The sequence below is a fragment of the Bradyrhizobium sp. DOA1 genome (assembly GCF_001593325.1).
In the GTDB taxonomy this organism is placed as follows: domain Bacteria; phylum Pseudomonadota; class Alphaproteobacteria; order Rhizobiales; family Xanthobacteraceae; genus Bradyrhizobium.
Window position 1 is genome coordinate 6,404,506 of sequence record NZ_JXJM01000001.1, and the last position, 15,368, is coordinate 6,419,873.

Consider the following 15,368-nt stretch of genomic DNA (forward strand, 5'->3'; position numbering starts at 1 on the left):
GGCGAGCAGCGGCGAGACCTTCTGGCCGCCCTTGGTGATGCCGAACTCGGCCGCCTGCTTGATGGCGTTGACGGTGTCGCCGCCGGCGTTGGCGAGCCCGATGACCTTGGCCTTGGACGCCTGCGCCTGAAGCAGAAACGACGAGAAGTCCGACGTGTTGAGCGGATGGCGCACGCTGCCGAGCACCGTGCCGCCGGTCTTGGTCACGACGGCGCTGGTGTCCTTTTCCAGATCCTGCCCGAAGGCGTAATCGGCGGTGAGGAAGAACCAGGAATCGAGGCCCGACTTCACGGTTGCGAGGCCGGTCGAGTTGGCCTGACCGTAGGTGTCGAACACGTAGTGGATGGTGTAGGGGCCGCAGGCCTCGTTGGTGAGACGGATCGAGCCCGGACCGTTGAACATGATGATCTTGTTGCGCGCTTTGGCGATCTCGCCGGCGGCGAGCGCAGTCGCGGACGCCGCGACGTCGTAGATCATCTCGACGCCCTGATTGTCGAGCATGTCGCGGGCGATGTTGGCGGACAGATCCGCCTTGTTTTGATGGTCGGCCGCCAGCACCTGGATCTTGCGGCCGAGCACCTCTCCGCCAAAATCCTCCACCGCCATCTTGGCCGCGGTCTCGCTGCCGGGGCCGGTGATGTCGGCATACAGGCTCGACATGTCGAGGATGCCGCCGATCTTCAGCGGCGGCTTGTCCTGGGCCTGCACTGCACTCGCACTGAGGGCAAGCGACGCAGCAAAAATGCCCGACAGAATATGCTTCATCGAAAAAGATCTCCCTTATCGCACCGTGCTCTGGTGGCGGCTTGGTTATTGCTCTTGGCTTGTCGCAATTGCCGCAATCATGCCGTATGCGCAAGAGCGCAGCAAGCATGAGTGCTGAGAGCGCGCGATTGCCGCGCGTGTTTTCCGCAAAGCGGAATGGTGAGATACGGAGAACTCTACCCCCGTCATTGCGAGCGCAGCGACTTGTCCGCCGAAGCCTCGGGCGAAGGCGGAAGCAATCCAGAATCTTTCTGCCGAGGGAGTCTGGATTGCTTCGTCGCAAGTGCTCCTCGCAATGACGGAGTGTGACGAAGCCTCTTCGCGCCCAACCCCGCATGAGTTAAGGTAAGCGCGCAACGCAACCTCTCCGGGTCACGTGACGCGACGGCTTCATCTCATCGTCTTGTTCGTTCTGATCGCGTCGAACCACGCGTTCGCCGCGCCGTGTCAGTTCGAGTCGCAAGGCGAGTCCCGCGTCGCCGCGATCGTCGATGGCCGCAGCGTGCGTCTCGATGACGGCCGCGAGATCCGCCTCGCCGGCATCGAGCCGGCAGCGACAGCCAAGCAGGCGTTGACGTCGCTGATCCTCGGCCGCGACGTCATCCTCCGCAGCACGGACGACACGCCCGACCGTTATGGCCGCCAGGGCGCGCTGGTCTTCGTCGGTGAAAACGACACCTCGGTGCAGGCCATGCTGCTGGCCCAAGGCGACGCGCTCGTGTCCGCGGAGATCACCGACAAGGATTGCGCGACCGCCCTGATGGCGTCGGAGGCCGAGGCGCGGCGCCAAAAAATGGGCAGCTGGGCTGACCCGTCGGCCATAAAAAACGCGGAAAGTCCGGACGATATTTTGGCGGGGATCGGGCGCTTTGTGGTGGTCGAGGGCAAAGTCCTGTCCGTCCGGCAAGCTGGGGCAACAACCTACCTCAACTTCGGACGGAACTGGACACGCGGCTTTGCGGCGACTATTTCAAGGCGCACGTTACCGGCGTTCGAGAGCGCCGGAATAGCCCTCAAGTCCTTGGAGAATAAGCGTATTCGAGTCCGGGGCTGGATCGTGGGGAATACGGGGCCGCGGATTGATCTGCGTCTCGTAGGACAGGTCGAGTTGCTGGGTGCAAGCGAGCCGACAGGGGTAAGGCCCTAAACGGGCCAGGCACGGGTTAAGCGACGTGAATGGGGTGCTAGAACAGCACGTACGAGGTGATGGCCGCCGCCTGCGGGCTGCGCCGGCCGTGCTTTGCCTTGTCCTGGGCACGGCGCTGGCGGGCTGCGGCGACATGGGCCGGTTTCAGACCGCTGCCGCGCCGCCGGCCGTGGCAATGCCCAAGCCCAAGCCCGCCGTCGCGCAAACCCCGGCGACCGAGAAGGAGCATGAGCGCATCCTGGCGAGCTATGGCGGGACCTATGACGATCCCAGACTCGAGGCGCTGGTCAGCAAGACCGTCGACCGGCTGGTCGCGGCCTCCGACCGGCCCGACCAGGGCTACAAGGTCACCATCCTCAATTCCGGCGCGGTGAACGCGTTCGCGCTGCCGAACGGCCAGCTCTATGTCACGCGGGGGCTGCTTGCGCTTGCCAGCGATACGTCGGAATTGTCCTCGGTGCTCAGCCACGAAATGGCGCATGTGCTGTCTAAGCACGCCGCGATGCGCGAGGACCAGGCCCGCCAGGCCGCGATCGTCACCCGCGTCGTCACCGACATGAGCAACGATCCCGATCTCACCGCGCTCGCGCTCGCCAAGACCAAGCTCACCATGGCGAGCTTCTCGCGCAAGCAGGAGATCGAAGCCGACGGCATCGGCGTCGGCATCTCCGCCAAGGCGCATTTCGATCCTTACGGCGCGGCGCGCTTCCTCTCGGCGATGGAGCGCAATGCCGAGCTCAAGGCCGGCAAGAACTCGCTCGATCCGCGCGCGCAGGATTTCACCTCCTCGCATCCGGCAACGCCGGAGCGCGTGCAGAACGCGCAGGCGATTGCGCGGCAATATGCGGCCCCTGAGGGCGCCGAGCGCGACCGCGAGAGCTATCTCGCCGCGATCGACAACCTCGTCTATGGCGAGGACCCCAGCGAAGGTTTCGTGCGCGGCCGCAGATTCCTGCATCCCAAGCTCGGCTTCACCTTCCAGGCACCAGACAATTTCACGCTCGACAACACCGCGCAGGCCGTGATCGGCGTGCGCGAGGGCGGCTCGCAGGCGATGCGCTTCGACGTCGTGCGGGTGCCGGCCGAGCAGTCGCTCGGCGATTACCTGAATTCCGGTTGGATGGAAGGCGTCGAAAAGGCGTCGACCGAGGATATCACGGTCAACGGTTTCCCGGCCGCGTCCGCCACCGCCAAGGGCGACCAGTGGCAGTTCAAGGTCTACGCGCTGCGCTTCGGCAGCGACGTCTACCGCTTCATCTTCGCGACACGGCAGAAATCGACCGAGAGCGAGCGCAATGCACGCGAGACCGTCAATTCATTCCGCCGCCTGACCCTCGAGGAAATCCAGGCCGCGCGCCCCTTGCGCATCAAGGTCATCACCGTGCAGCCCGGCGATACCGTGGAATCGCTCTCCCACCGCATGTCCGGCGTCGACCATCCCGCCGAACGCTTCCGCGTGCTGAACGGCCTCGATCGCACCGCGCAGGTGAAGGTGAGGGATCGCGTGAAGATCGTGGCGGATTGACGAGCACCGCTGCCGGAGGGTGGGCAAAGCGAAGCGTGCCCACCGCTTCTCTATCGCGATCGTCGCAAGATGGTGGGCACGGCGCTACGCGCCTTTGCCCACCCTACACGCTCCGTGCTGATCAGCGCCCCGCATCCATATCCCCCGCTTCGCGCTGGCCGCTGAGCCAGAGTGCGAGCAGGGTCCAGAACGCGCCTGACAACAGATACGCGCCCGAGGCGATGACGCCGAGATTGGTGGCGAGCAGCAGCGCCACCAGCGGCGCGAAGCCGGCCCCGAACAGCCAGGCCATGTCGGAGGTCAGGGCTGACGCCGTGTAGCGATACGTCTGCCTGAAGTTCGAGGCGATCGCGCCGGAGGACTGGCCGAAGGACAGGCCGAGCAGGATGAAGCCGATCACCATGTAGATGGTCTCCCCGAACGCGCCGGCGTCGAGCAGCTGCGGGGCAAAGCCGCTGTAGATCGCGATCGCGATCGCCGATCCCATCAGCAGCGATTTGCGCCCCACGCGGTCGGCGATGATGCCGGAGAGCACGATCGCAACGACACCGAACACGGCGGCGACGATCTCGATGATCAGGAAGCGCACCGGGCTCTCGCGGGTGAACAGGAACACCCAGGACAGCGGAAATACCGTGACCATGTGGAACAGCGCGAAGCTCGCGAGCGGCGCGAAGGCGCCGAGCATGATGTTCTGGCCTTCGCGCGCGACCGTCTCGGAGATGCGCGCGGGCTGCAATTCGCGGGTCTCGAACAACGAGGCGTATTCTTCCGTGGTCACCATGCGCAGGCGCGCGAACAGCGCCACGACGTTGATGGCGAAGGCGACGAAGAACGGATAGCGCCAGCCCCAGTCGAAGAAATCTTCGGCCGAGAGGAGACCGGCAAAATAGGCGAACAGCGCGCTCGCCACGATCAGCCCGAGCGGCGCCCCGAGCTGCGGCACCATCGCGTACCAGCCGCGCTGGGAGGGCGGCGCGTTCAGCGCCAGCAGCGAGGCCATGCCGTCCCACGCGCCGCCCCAGGCCAGGCCCTGCGCGATGCGCGCCAGCGCCAGCAGCCAGATCGCCGCGACGCCGATCTCGTGATAGCCGGGCAGGAACGCCAGCGCGACGGTGGCGGTGCCGAGCAGGAACAGCGCCGAGATCAGCTTGGCCGTCTTGCCGTAGGCACGGTCGACGGTCATGAAAATGACGGTGCCGATCGGCCGGGCCATGAAGGCCAGCGCGAAGATCATGAAGGAATAGAGGGTACCGGTCAGCTCGCTCGCGAACGGGAATACGAGGCGAGGGAATACGATCACCGAAGCGATCGCGAAGACGAAGAAGTCGAAGAATTCCGAGGTTCGGCCGATGATGACGCCGATGGCGATCTCGCCGGGACTGGCCTGGTCGTGGCCATGCTCGCCGGTGGCGAGATCTGTCATTGCGGGGGTCCGTGCCGTCGCCATTCGCGCACCCTTAACGTCCTGAAAACCAAAGCCTGCCGCCCGGCAAGAGGCCAGGCAGCTGCCTCTGTCTGATCCAACATTCCGCACTGCAACATTGGACAAATTGTCCAATGTCCGGATTGTTGCGCCGCAGCTACCCGTTGACCCCACAAAGGAAACTCATTCTCATAAGGCTCGGCCCGTGTCTCGTCTCAAGATTCTGGCGCTACTACCCCTGGCTGCTGCACTGAGTGGCTGCGACTACGTCGTGCTGGCGCCGGCCGGCGACATCGCCGCGCAACAGCGCGACCTCGTCATCATCTCCACCGTCCTGATGCTCCTGATCGTTGTGCCCGTGATGGCGCTGACGGTGCTGTTCGCCTGGCGCTACCGCCAGTCCAACACCGAGGCCCGCTACGAGCCGGACTGGGACCACTCCACCAAGCTCGAGCTGGTGATCTGGTCGGCGCCGCTTCTGATCATCGTCTGCCTGGGCGCGCTGACCTGGATGGGCACACACCTGCTCGATCCCTACCGCAAGCTCGGCCGCATCCATGCCGAGCGCACTGTGGACCAATCCAAGGCCCCGCTCGAGGTCGATGTCGTCGCGCTCGATTGGAAGTGGCTCTTCATCTATCCGGACTACGGCATCGCCACCGTCAACGAGCTCGCAGCTCCGGTCGATCGCCCGATTACCTTCCGCATCACGGCGTCCTCGGTGATGAACTCGTTCTACATCCCCGCGCTCGCCGGCCAGATCTATGCGATGCCGGGCATGGAGACCAAGCTCCACGCCGTCGTGAACCACGCCGGCACCTACAAGGGCTTCTCGGCAAATTACAGCGGCGCCGGCTTCTCCGGCATGCACTTCAAATTCCAGGGCCTCGACGAGAAGGGCTTTGACGCCTGGATCGCCAGCGCCAAATCGGCCGGCGGCTCGCTCGGCCGCGCCGAATATCTCCAGCTCGAAAAGCCCAGTCAGAACGAGCCGGTGCGCCGCTGGGGCACCGTCGATGCCGATCTCTACCGCCTGATTCTCAACATGTGCGTCGAGACCGGCAAGATGTGCCAGAGCGAGATGATGGCGATCGACGCCAAGGGCGGCGCCGGCCATCAGGGCCTGAACAACACGCTTCCGCTGGCCTACGACAAGTACGCCCGCCGCGGCACCGTGCTCGGACCGGAGCCGAGCTTCGTCGCCGGCGCCTGCACGCCGGATGCGCCGCAGGGCAGGACCACCGCCTCCATCGCGGCGCCCACCGACACGACGCCGCTGCTCGGCGCCGGTCTGAAGCGGCCGTCGTTCACGCCGCTGAAGTCCTCGTTTTTCTTCCTCGGACAGCGTCCGAAATCAGACTCCTAACGAGATCCCGCATGTCTCCTGATCTTCTCAAGCTCATCTTCGGCCGGCTCGGCTTCGAATCGCTGCCACTGCACGAGCCGATCGTCGTCGGTACCTTCGTGGTGGTCGCGCTCGGCGGCGCCGCGCTGCTCGGAGCGCTCACCTATTTCCGCCTCTGGGGCTATCTCTGGCGTGAATGGTTCACCACCGTGGACCACAAGCGCATCGGCATCATGTATATGATCCTCGGCATCGTGATGCTGCTGCGCGGCTTCGCCGACGCGCTGATGATGCGCGGCCAGCAGATGCTCGCCTTTGGCGGCTCGGAAGGCTATCTCAACGCTCATCATTACGACCAGGTCTTCACCGCCCACGGCGTGATCATGATCTTCTTCGTGGCGATGCCGCTGGTCACGGGCCTGATGAACTACGTCGTGCCGCTGCAGATCGGCGCGCGCGACGTGTCGTTCCCGTTCCTGAACAATTTCAGCTTCTGGATGACGGTCGGCGGCGCGGTGCTGGTGATGGCCTCGCTCTTCATCGGCGAATTCGCCCGCACCGGCTGGCTGGCTTATCCGCCGCTGTCGAACATCGGCTACAGTCCCGACGTCGGCGTCGACTATTACATCTGGGCGCTACAGATCGCCGGCGTCGGCACGACCTTATCCGGCATCAACCTGATCTGCACCATCGTCAAGCTACGGTGCCCCGGCATGACCATGATGAAGATGCCGGTGTTCACCTGGACCTCGCTCTGCACCAACATCCTGATCGTCGCCTCGTTCCCCGTTCTGACCGTCGTGCTCGCGCTGCTGTCGCTCGACCGCTATGTCGGCACCAACTTCTTCACGAACGATTTCGGCGGCAGCCCGATGATGTACGTGAACCTGATCTGGATCTGGGGCCACCCCGAAGTCTACATCCTGGTTCTCCCGGCATTCGGCATCTTCTCGGAGGTCACCTCGACCTTCTCAGGCAAGCGGCTGTTCGGCTACACCTCGATGGTCTACGCCACGGTGGTCATCACCATCCTGTCGTACCTGGTCTGGCTGCACCACTTCTTCACGATGGGTTCGGGTGCCAGCGTCAACTCGTTCTTCGGCATCACCACGATGATCATCTCGATCCCGACGGGCGCGAAGATGTTCAACTGGCTGTTCACGATGTATCGCGGCCGCATCCGCTACGAACTGCCGATGATGTGGACCATCGCCTTCATGCTGACCTTTGTGCTCGGCGGCATGACCGGCGTGCTGCTCGCGGTGCCGCCGGCCGATTTCGTGCTGCACAACAGCCTGTTCCTGATCGCGCACTTCCACAACGTGATCATCGGCGGCGTGGTGTTCGGCGCGTTCGCCGGCATCAATTACTGGTTCCCGAAGGCATTCGGCTTCAAGCTCGATCCGTTCTGGGGCAAGATGTCGTTCTGGTTCTGGGTGACCGGCTTCTACCTGGCCTTCATGCCACTCTACGTGCTCGGCCTGATGGGCGTGACCCGCCGGCTGCGCGTGTTCGACGATCCGTCCTTGCAGATCTGGTTCGTCATCGCCGCGATCGGTGCCGTCTTCGTCCTCATCGGCATCCTCTCGATGCTGATGCAGTTCGCGGTCAGCCTGCTCAGGCGCGAGCAACTCAAGGACGTCACCGGCGATCCCTGGGATGGCCGCACGCTGGAATGGGCGACCTCCTCGCCGCCGCCGGACTACAATTTCGCTTTCACGCCCGTCGTTCACGACAATGACGCGTGGTGGGACATGAAGCGCCGGGGCTACCAGCGTCCGCTCACCGGGTTCAAGCCGATCCACATGCCCAGCAGCACCGGCACCGGAATCATCCTCGCCGGCCTTGCCACCGCGTTGGGCTTCGGACTGATCTGGTACATCTGGTGGCTGGCGGCCGTGAGCTTCATCGCGATGCTCGCCGTCGGCATCGGTCACACCTTCAACTATCACCGCGACTTCGACATCCCGGCTGAAGACGTCATCCGGACCGAGGACGCGCGCACCAAGCTGCTCGCCGGAGCCAAGTAAATGACTGTCGCTGTTCATCCCTCGCAGACCGGCGAGCCGGTCTTCTACCTCGCCGACGAGCATCCCCATCCGGAAGGCTGGAGCACCTCGCTCGGCTTCTGGATCTACCTGATGAGCGACTGTCTCATCTTCGCGATCCTGTTCGCCACCTATGGCGTGCTCGGCGGCAACTATGCCGCCGGCCCCGCGCCGAAGGACCTGTTCGACCTGAACCTGGTCGCGTTGAACACCTCGATGCTGCTGCTGTCGTCGATCACCTACGGCTTCGCCATGCTGACGATGCAGCAGAACAAGCTCGCGCAGACGCAGATGTGGCTGGCGATCACCGGTCTGTTCGGCCTCGCCTTCATCGGCATCGAGCTCACCGAGTTCGCCCACATGATCCATGAGGGTGCGACGCCCCAGCGCAGCGCCTTCCTGTCGGCGTTCTTCGCGCTGGTCGGCACCCACGGCCTGCACGTCTCCTGCGGCCTGATCTGGCTGGTGACGCTGATGGTGCAGGTCCAGAAGTTCGGCCTGATCGAGGCCAACCGCCGCCGCCTGATGTGCCTGTCGATGTTCTGGCACTTCCTCGACGTGGTCTGGATCGGCGTTTTCACCTTCGTCTATCTCTTGGGAGTTCTGCGATGAACACCGATACTCACGCCGCCCATGCCGACGACCATCATCACGGTGACGGCCACGCCCACGGCACGTTCTCGACCTATATGCTCGGCTTCGTGCTCTCGGTCGTGCTCACCGCGATCCCGTTCTGGCTGGTGATGAGCGGCGCCCTGCCCAGCAAGCAGATCACCGCGCTGGTCATCATGGCCTTCGCGGTCGTGCAGATCGTCGTGCACATGATATACTTCCTGCACATGAACACGACGTCCGAGAACGGCTGGAGCATGATGGCGCTGATCTTCACCGTGGTCATGGTGGTGATCGCGCTGTCCGGTTCGCTGTGGGTGATGCACCACCTCAACAGCAACATGATGCCCATGCACCAGATGAGCGGAATGAAGTGAGCGAAATCAGGGCTGTGACGGGCAGGGCCGAAGGGACGCGGGACAGAGTCGCGCCGACGCCGCCCGTCTGGCTCACGGTCCTGTCGCTCGCGGCCTTTGTCGTCTTGATCGCGCTCGGCGTCTGGCAGATCGAGCGCCGCGCCTGGAAGCTGGCGCTGATTGACCGCGTCGAGCAGCGCGTTCATGCCCCTGCGGTGCCGATCCCCTCGCCGGCTTCATGGCCTGCGGTCGCCGCCGCGAACGACGAATACAGGCATGTCAACGTCGCCGGCCGCTTCCTGCATGACCGCGAGACGCTGGTTCAGGCCGTCACCGAGGAAGGCCCCGGCTATTGGGTGCTGACGCCGCTTCAGCGCGACGACGGCACGCAGGTTCTGATCAACCGCGGCTTCGTGCCGTCCGAGCGCCGCGACGCATCGACGCGCAAGGACGGCAATCCGGAAGGCCCGGTCGAGATCACCGGCCTGCTTCGCATTACCGAGCCGAAGGGCGGATTCCTCCGGACCAACGTGCCGCAGCACAACCGCTGGTACTCGCGCGACGTCGCGGCGATCGCGGCGGCGCGCGGCCTCTACGAGGTCGCGCCCTTCTTCGTGGATGCCGACGCCAGATCACAAATTGCGGGCGGCCCGATCGGCGGATTGACCGTGATCCGCTTTCCAAATAACCACCTGATCTACGCGCTGACGTGGTTTGCCCTGGCTTTCATGCTGGCCGGCCGGCTTTTCGTCACATTCGGCGGCGGGCTGTTCCGTCGCAGGCGTGTCGTCCAAGACCCGGATGGCGGCCCCGATGCCGCTCGCCGCAGGACGGGATCAGATGCTGGAACGATCGTCGAGCAGAACTGACGGCGGGAAGACACTTCTCCGAACGCTTGCGCGTGACGCGCTCGCCGTCACCCGACAGCCGCAGGCGGACGCGCGCGGCGAGCTGATTGGTGCAGCTCCCACCGATGACGAGACCAACCGCAAGAACATGGCGCTGCTGATCCAGCTGCGCTGGATCGCGGTGGTCGGCCAGATCGTCACCATCGGTGCCGTGCATTTCGGGCTCGACATACCCCTGCCGCTGGAACGGATGGGCGTGGTGATCGGCGCGCTGGTGCTGCTCAACGTCTCCAGCCTGGTCTGGGTGCGCCATCGCTCAGCGATCACCAACAACGAGCTCCTGGTCGCCTTGATGCTGGATGTCGCCGCGCTGACCGCGCAGCTTTACCTCTCCGGGGGCGCCACCAATCCTTTCACCTCGCTATTCCTGCTCCAGGTGACGCTCGGGGCGGTTCTGCTCGACGCCCGCTCGACCTGGTCGCTCGTGGCGCTGACCTGCGCGAGCTTCGTCTGGCTGACGCTCGCCTACCGTCCGCTCGATCTGCCGCCGAACCCGTTCAGCGAGACCTATACGCTCACCGTCATCGGCATGCTCGTAGGCTTCGTCCTCAATGCCGTGCTGCTGGTGGTGTTCGTGACCCGCATCAACAGGAATCTGCGCCAGCGCGATGCGCACCTGGCGGCGCTGCGCCAGCATGCGGCCGAGCAGGATTACATCGTGCGCATGGGTCTACTCGCCTCCGGCGCGGCACATGAGCTCGGCACGCCGCTCGCCTCGCTCTCGGTGATCCTCAGCGACTGGCGCCGCATGCCGGATCTTGCCGCCGATCAGGAGCTCGCCGAAGACCTCGCGGAAATGGAAACTTCCCTCCAGCGCTGCAAGTCGATCGTGACGGGAATCCTGGTGTCGGCGGGCGAAGCGCGCGGAGAAGGCTCCTCGCCGACGACGGTGACGGCCTTCGTCACCGCGCTGGTGGAGGAATGGCGCGACGCGCGCTCGGCCCGCACGCTCTACTTCGTCAACACCTTCGGCGAGGACGTCGCGATCGCTTCCGATGTCGCGCTGAAGCAGGTGATCTTCAATGTGCTCGACAACGCCTATGAGGTCTCGCGCGACTGGGTCGAACTCGTCGCCGAACGCGAGGCCGACAACCTCGTGCTGTCGATCAGCGACCGCGGCCCCGGCTTCGCGCCGGAGATGCTGGCCCAGCTTGGAAAGCCCTATCAGTCGAGCAAGGGCCGCGCCGGCGGCGGACTGGGCCTGTTCCTGGTGGTGAACGTCCTGCGCAAATTGGGCGGCACCGTCACCGCCGAAAATCACAGGAAGCGCGGCGCCACCGTGCGCCTCACGCTACCGCTGGCAACGCTCGCGATCGGAGGGAATTTTGACGCCTGACCGCTCGCTCATCGTCGTCGAGGACGATTCGGGCTTCGCCCGCACGCTGAAGCGCTCGTTCGAGCGCCGCGGCTACGAGGTCGTGCTGGCCGCCTCGATCGATGAGGTGCGCAAGGTGCTCGAAGAGCGCTCCTTTGGCCACGCCGTGGTCGACCTCAAGCTCGGCGGCGCCTCCGGGCTCGCCTGCGTCGAGCTGTTGCATACCCATGACCCCGACATGCTGATCGTGGTGCTGACGGGCTTTGCCAGCATCTCCACCGCCGTCGAGGCCATCAAGCTCGGCGCCTGCCATTATCTGGCCAAGCCGTCGAACACCGACGACATCGAAGCCGCCTTCCAAAAGGCTGAAGGCAACGCCGAGGTCGCGCTCGATGCGCGCCCCACCTCGATCAAGACGCTGGAATGGGAGCGAATCCACCAGACCCTGATCGAGACGGATTTCAACATCTCGGAAGCCGCACGGCGGCTGGGGATGCACCGGCGCACGCTGGCACGAAAGCTCGAGAAGCGGCCGGTGAAGTAGGCCGTCTTCACAAGGCGGATTCGCCGCCGGCAATCCGGCGGCCGGCCATGCGAATGCGGAAACGCAATCCGCCACGCGCGAAGGATTCGAACTGCGGCCTACGCTTCCGCGCTCGCTGTCCGAGCGTCGGCAGACGACATCGCCAACATGACGACGATCGGCAATGGCTCCGCTATTGCGCCGCCATGTTTCCGGCGGCGTCGCGGTCGTTCTTCGGATTGTAGCCGGAGTCGTGGAGATTCTGCAGGTACATGGCGTGATCGCTACTGGTCGGCCCGCCCGTCCATCCCATTGGAGACGGAGATGCAGGAGTAGCAGCTGGGTTCAGTGCGTGGTGATGACGGTGATGCGCTGCCGAGGCGGCAGAAGCCGAGAGAGTCACGATCGCGATAGCAACGAGCAGTTTTCCTGTCATGGGTAGCTCCTCCTAGGTTTTGGCCCGCCAGATTTAGCCCCTGTAGCGTTACAGCCTATAGCACAACCTAAGCGTTCGCGGTACTCGCAGCGGTTCTCCGTCACCACAAAGTGAAATGTTGCTCGACCTCAGCGATCAGCGGATTTGGCCCGCACGCGAGCCATGGCATTACGATGTCTGGTGCGATGGGCGTCAGCACGAATGCGAACTGGGTGAGAGCAGCCCTTCTGCTTTTCCGACGGAGACGAAGAAGGAGGCAGTAGGCTCCACTTTCGCCGACCTTGCGAAAACGGCATCATCGAACAAAAAGCCCGGCCGAGCGGCCGGGCTTTTGAATTGTTGCGATCGACGCGCGGACGCTTACGCGGCCTCGTCGGCGACGGTGGTGTCGTCGCCATCGCTATCGTCAGCATCGCCCTCGGCATCCGCGTCGCCCTCGCCCTCGGCGGCCTCCGCCTTGGCGTTGCGGCGCGGGCTCTTGGCAAGCTGGGCCTCGATCTCCTTGACCGCTTCGGTCTCGGTCGAGTGCTGCACCACCGCGATCTCGCGGGACAGGCGGTCCAGCGCCGCTTCATAGAGCTGACGTTCGCTGTAGGACTGCTCCGGCTGCGACTCCGAGCGGTAGAGGTCGCGCACGACTTCCGCGATCGCGACGATGTCGCCCGAATTGATCTTCGCTTCGTATTCCTGAGCGCGGCGCGACCACATGGTGCGCTTGACGCGGGCGCGGCCCTTGAGCGTCTCCAGCGCCTTCTTGACCAGCGCCGGATCGGACAGCTTGCGCATGCCGACATTGGCGACCTTGGCGGTCGGAACGCGCAGCGTCATCTTGTCCTTGATGAAGTTGATGACGAACAGCTCGAGCTTGGCACCGGCGATCTCCTGCTCCTCGATGGCCAGTATCTGGCCGACGCCGTGAGCGGGATAGACGACGAATTCGTTGGCCTTGAAGCCCTGACGCTGGGTCACGACCTTCTTTTCCTCGACCTTCGGCGCAGCAGCGGGCTTGGCGGCCGGCTTGGCAACGACGGGAGCCTTGGCAGGCGCAGCAGCAACGGGAGCCTTCGGCGCGACGGGCTTGACAGCGTGAGCCTTCGCAGGAGCGGCCTTGGCAGCAGCAGGCTTGGCAACGGTCGCTTTCGCGGCCGGTTTGGCAGACTTGTTAGGCATTGCGCTTCTTTTGTTCTTCGAGGACTTTGCAGCCGGCGCCTTCGTCGCGGTCCGACCCTTGGATGCGCTACGGCTGGCCGCGGCGACTTTTTTGGCCTCCTTATGGGAAGCCCTCGCTGAAGTACTCTTTTTACGCGTTTTCTGTGACACAGCCTGCGCGCGGAAACTGCCACGCCCCTGTTCGACATTTGGTTTCACGGGAACCCAGAGGGGCCTACGGGGCTGACGGGGTTCGGCTTAATGTGCCTAATATAGCACATTTCCCGCAAAAATCAATGATTTAGGGGTCTTGAGGGCTGGTTTTCGGCAGAAGCGACGCTATTAGGGTTAAGTTTGGGCCTGTATCAGTCTCCAGAGCCGGGGTTCGGAGAAAAATATTTCTCGAACTTGCCTTCCATGCCGTCGAATTCCTTGGCGTCGGCAGGTGATTCTTTCTTCTGGGTGATGTTCGGCCAGCTCTTGGCGTAGTCGGCGTTGACCCCGAGCCACTTCTCCAGGCCCGGTTCCGTGTCCGGCTTGATGGCGTCGGCGGGGCATTCCGGCTCGCACACACCGCAATCGATGCACTCGTCGGGGTGGATGACGAGCATGTTGTCACCCTCGTAGAAGCAGTCGACCGGGCAGACCTCGACGCAGTCGGTGTACTTGCACTTGATGCAGTTTTCAGTGACGACGTAAGTCATCCAACGCTCCGAAAAGCTCTTTTAAAAGTCGCGGCTTGCGTAGCGCGGATGGCCCGGCGCTGCAAGGTCGGGAAGGCCCGATCATGACACTTGTGCGCGTTTGAGCGGCCAAGAAATGAATGCGACGCGCAATTAATTGCGGTTTGCATCTCCGAGCTCTTCATAGAGCACGCGCGCCGAGGCGGCATCGCCGCGGCGCTCGATGAAGGCGGTGACCTTCAAGACGCGCACGGTGCGATCGAGCGCAACGGTGAGGACGTCGCCAAGCTTGATCGCATGTCCCGGCGAGGTCTCGCGCACGCCGTTGACGCGGACATGGCCGGTGACGACGAGCTCGGCCGCCGAGGTGCGCGCCTTCACCAGGCGCGCGTGCCACAGCCATTTGTCGATGCGCTGCCGCTCGGTCGTCGCCTTATTCCTTTTGACGCGTTTTCTTCACGCGAACCGCTCCGCACTTCGCTTGAAAACGCTATGTTACTCCTTGCGCCCCGAGAGCTGCTCCTTCAGCGCGGCGAGCTTGGCGAAGGGCGAGTTCGGATCGGCGGGACGATCGCGCTCGCGCGGGTTCGCGCTCGAGGCGTAGGGACGCAGCGAGGGCCCGGACTCACGATCGCGACGATCACGGCCCTTGTCGCGGTCGCGGCCACCGCGGTGCTCGCGACCCTTGTCGCGATCGCCGCCGAACTTGCCCTTGTTGTCGCGGTTGCGATCGCGATCCTTGTCGCGGTCCTTGCCTTCGAACCGGCGATTCCTGTCGTCGCGCCCTTCGGGACGCGGCGCGCCCTCGCCGCCACCTTCGCGGCCCTTGCGGAAGTCCTTGCGATGGCCGCCATGACGATGGCGCTCCCCGCGCTTCTCGCCATCTGCGGCTTCGCCGGGCGCGGCGCTCGCCGCAGCACCAGCTTCTGCTCCGGCCTGCGGACGCTGATGGTTGTGATGACGCTGATGGCGATGGCGCTCGTGGCGCGGCTTACGGTCCTCGTGACGGCCGCCGGGACGCCAGACCTCGACCAGCTCCGGCTCTGCCGGCGTTGCCGCAGCCTCCGTCGCCACAGCTTCCGGCGCGGCCGCGTCGGGCGATGCGGCGGCTTCAACGGCCGCGGTCTCGG

General features: G+C 64.4%; 15 protein-coding genes and 1 pseudogene. 9 read left to right on the forward strand and 7 right to left on the reverse strand.

From position 1 onward, the window contains the following. The coding region (locus tag SE91_RS29640) for an ABC transporter substrate-binding protein (protein WP_156490071.1) at positions 1-765 on the reverse strand (765 nt) is incomplete at its 3' end. A gap of 376 nt (positions 766-1,141) precedes the next feature. On the opposite strand from SE91_RS29640, the gene SE91_RS29645 reads away from it, so the two are divergent. Continuing rightward, positions 1,142-1,912, forward strand: a complete 771-nt coding sequence (locus SE91_RS29645; RefSeq protein ID WP_197489535.1) for a thermonuclease family protein — start codon at positions 1,142-1,144, stop codon at positions 1,910-1,912. A gap of 133 nt (positions 1,913-2,045) precedes the next feature. After that, positions 2,046-3,437, forward strand: coding sequence for a M48 family metalloprotease (locus tag SE91_RS29650; protein ID WP_245318625.1), 1,392 nt, complete (start codon positions 2,046-2,048; stop codon positions 3,435-3,437). A gap of 121 nt (positions 3,438-3,558) precedes the next feature. On the opposite strand, the gene SE91_RS29655 is transcribed toward SE91_RS29650, so the two are convergent. After that, a complete protein-coding gene (locus tag SE91_RS29655) occupies positions 3,559-4,887 on the reverse strand; it encodes an MFS transporter (RefSeq protein WP_061850174.1) in 1,329 nt (442 codons plus the stop codon). A gap of 181 nt (positions 4,888-5,068) precedes the next feature. Here SE91_RS29655 and cyoA point away from each other — a divergent pair, with 181 nt between their 5' ends. The 7 genes from cyoA to SE91_RS29690 are packed head-to-tail and all read left to right on the forward strand — an operon-like array spanning position 5,069 to position 11,991. Further along, the gene (gene cyoA / locus SE91_RS29660; protein ID WP_061850175.1) at positions 5,069-6,229 is read left to right on the forward strand and encodes a ubiquinol oxidase subunit II; all 1,161 of its coding nucleotides are present in this window, start codon (positions 5,069-5,071) and stop codon (positions 6,227-6,229) included. A gap of 11 nt (positions 6,230-6,240) precedes the next feature. Next, entirely contained in the window at positions 6,241-8,238 is a 1,998-nt protein-coding gene (cyoB, locus tag SE91_RS29665) for a cytochrome o ubiquinol oxidase subunit I (protein WP_061850176.1), read from the forward strand. Further along, complete coding sequence (gene cyoC, locus SE91_RS29670; protein WP_061850177.1) at positions 8,239-8,868, forward strand: cytochrome o ubiquinol oxidase subunit III; 630 nt, start codon at positions 8,239-8,241, stop codon at positions 8,866-8,868. Continuing rightward, positions 8,865-9,245: a cytochrome o ubiquinol oxidase subunit IV gene (gene cyoD / locus SE91_RS29675; protein WP_008542264.1), complete on the forward strand. Its 381-nt coding sequence runs from the start codon at positions 8,865-8,867 to the stop codon at positions 9,243-9,245. The genes cyoC and cyoD overlap by 4 nt, the downstream gene beginning before the upstream one ends. Further along, a complete protein-coding gene (locus tag SE91_RS29680) occupies positions 9,242-10,093 on the forward strand; it encodes an SURF1 family protein (RefSeq protein WP_061850178.1) in 852 nt (283 codons plus the stop codon). The genes cyoD and SE91_RS29680 overlap by 4 nt, the downstream gene beginning before the upstream one ends. Beyond that, on the forward strand, positions 10,065-11,468 hold the full coding sequence (locus SE91_RS29685; RefSeq protein ID WP_008542254.1) for an ATP-binding protein: 1,404 nt from the start codon (positions 10,065-10,067) through the stop codon (positions 11,466-11,468). Before SE91_RS29680 ends, SE91_RS29685 begins: the two co-directional genes overlap by 29 nt. After that, a complete protein-coding gene (locus tag SE91_RS29690; protein WP_061850179.1) occupies positions 11,458-11,991 on the forward strand; it encodes a response regulator transcription factor in 534 nt (177 codons plus the stop codon). The genes SE91_RS29685 and SE91_RS29690 overlap by 11 nt, the downstream gene beginning before the upstream one ends. A gap of 172 nt (positions 11,992-12,163) precedes the next feature. On the opposite strand, the gene SE91_RS36670 is transcribed toward SE91_RS29690, so the two are convergent. The 5 genes and pseudogenes from SE91_RS36670 to SE91_RS29710 all read right to left on the reverse strand — a co-directional run. Then, positions 12,164-12,406 (reverse strand): hypothetical protein, encoded by a 243-nt coding sequence (locus SE91_RS36670; RefSeq protein ID WP_156489852.1) that lies wholly within the window; start codon positions 12,404-12,406, stop codon positions 12,164-12,166. Positions 12,407-12,766: 360 nt separating this feature from the next. Next, complete coding sequence (locus SE91_RS29695) at positions 12,767-13,576, reverse strand: CarD family transcriptional regulator (protein ID WP_082813866.1); 810 nt, start codon at positions 13,574-13,576, stop codon at positions 12,767-12,769. Between the two features lie 344 nt (positions 13,577-13,920). Further along, on the reverse strand, positions 13,921-14,259 hold the full coding sequence (gene fdxA, locus SE91_RS29700; RefSeq protein WP_008542246.1) for a ferredoxin FdxA: 339 nt from the start codon (positions 14,257-14,259) through the stop codon (positions 13,921-13,923). Between the two features lie 132 nt (positions 14,260-14,391). Beyond that, a complete protein-coding gene (locus SE91_RS29705; RefSeq protein ID WP_082813867.1) occupies positions 14,392-14,649 on the reverse strand; it encodes an RNA-binding S4 domain-containing protein in 258 nt (85 codons plus the stop codon). 84 nt (positions 14,650-14,733) lie between these two features. Next, positions 14,734-15,368 (reverse strand): annotated as a pseudogene (locus SE91_RS29710) (helicase-related protein); the annotation flags it as partial.

Excerpts from the sequence above, each read along its gene's own strand:
- SE91_RS29685 (WP_008542254.1), top strand. The coding sequence starts at position 10,065 with ATGCTGGAACGATCGTCGAGCAGAACTGACGGCGGGAAGACACTTCTC.
- SE91_RS29650 (WP_245318625.1), top strand. The coding sequence starts at position 2,046 with ATGGGCCGGTTTCAGACCGCTGCCGCGCCGCCGGCCGTGGCAATGCCC.
- SE91_RS36670 (WP_156489852.1), bottom strand. The coding sequence starts at position 12,406 with ATGACAGGAAAACTGCTCGTTGCTATCGCGATCGTGACTCTCTCGGCT.
- cyoC (WP_061850177.1), top strand. The coding sequence starts at position 8,239 with ATGACTGTCGCTGTTCATCCCTCGCAGACCGGCGAGCCGGTCTTCTAC.
- cyoB (WP_061850176.1), top strand. The coding sequence starts at position 6,241 with ATGTCTCCTGATCTTCTCAAGCTCATCTTCGGCCGGCTCGGCTTCGAA.
- fdxA (WP_008542246.1), bottom strand. The coding sequence starts at position 14,259 with ATGACTTACGTCGTCACTGAAAACTGCATCAAGTGCAAGTACACCGAC.
- cyoD (WP_008542264.1), top strand. The coding sequence starts at position 8,865 with ATGAACACCGATACTCACGCCGCCCATGCCGACGACCATCATCACGGT.
- SE91_RS29695 (WP_082813866.1), bottom strand. The coding sequence starts at position 13,576 with ATGCCTAACAAGTCTGCCAAACCGGCCGCGAAAGCGACCGTTGCCAAG.
- SE91_RS29655 (WP_061850174.1), bottom strand. The coding sequence starts at position 4,887 with ATGGCGACGGCACGGACCCCCGCAATGACAGATCTCGCCACCGGCGAG.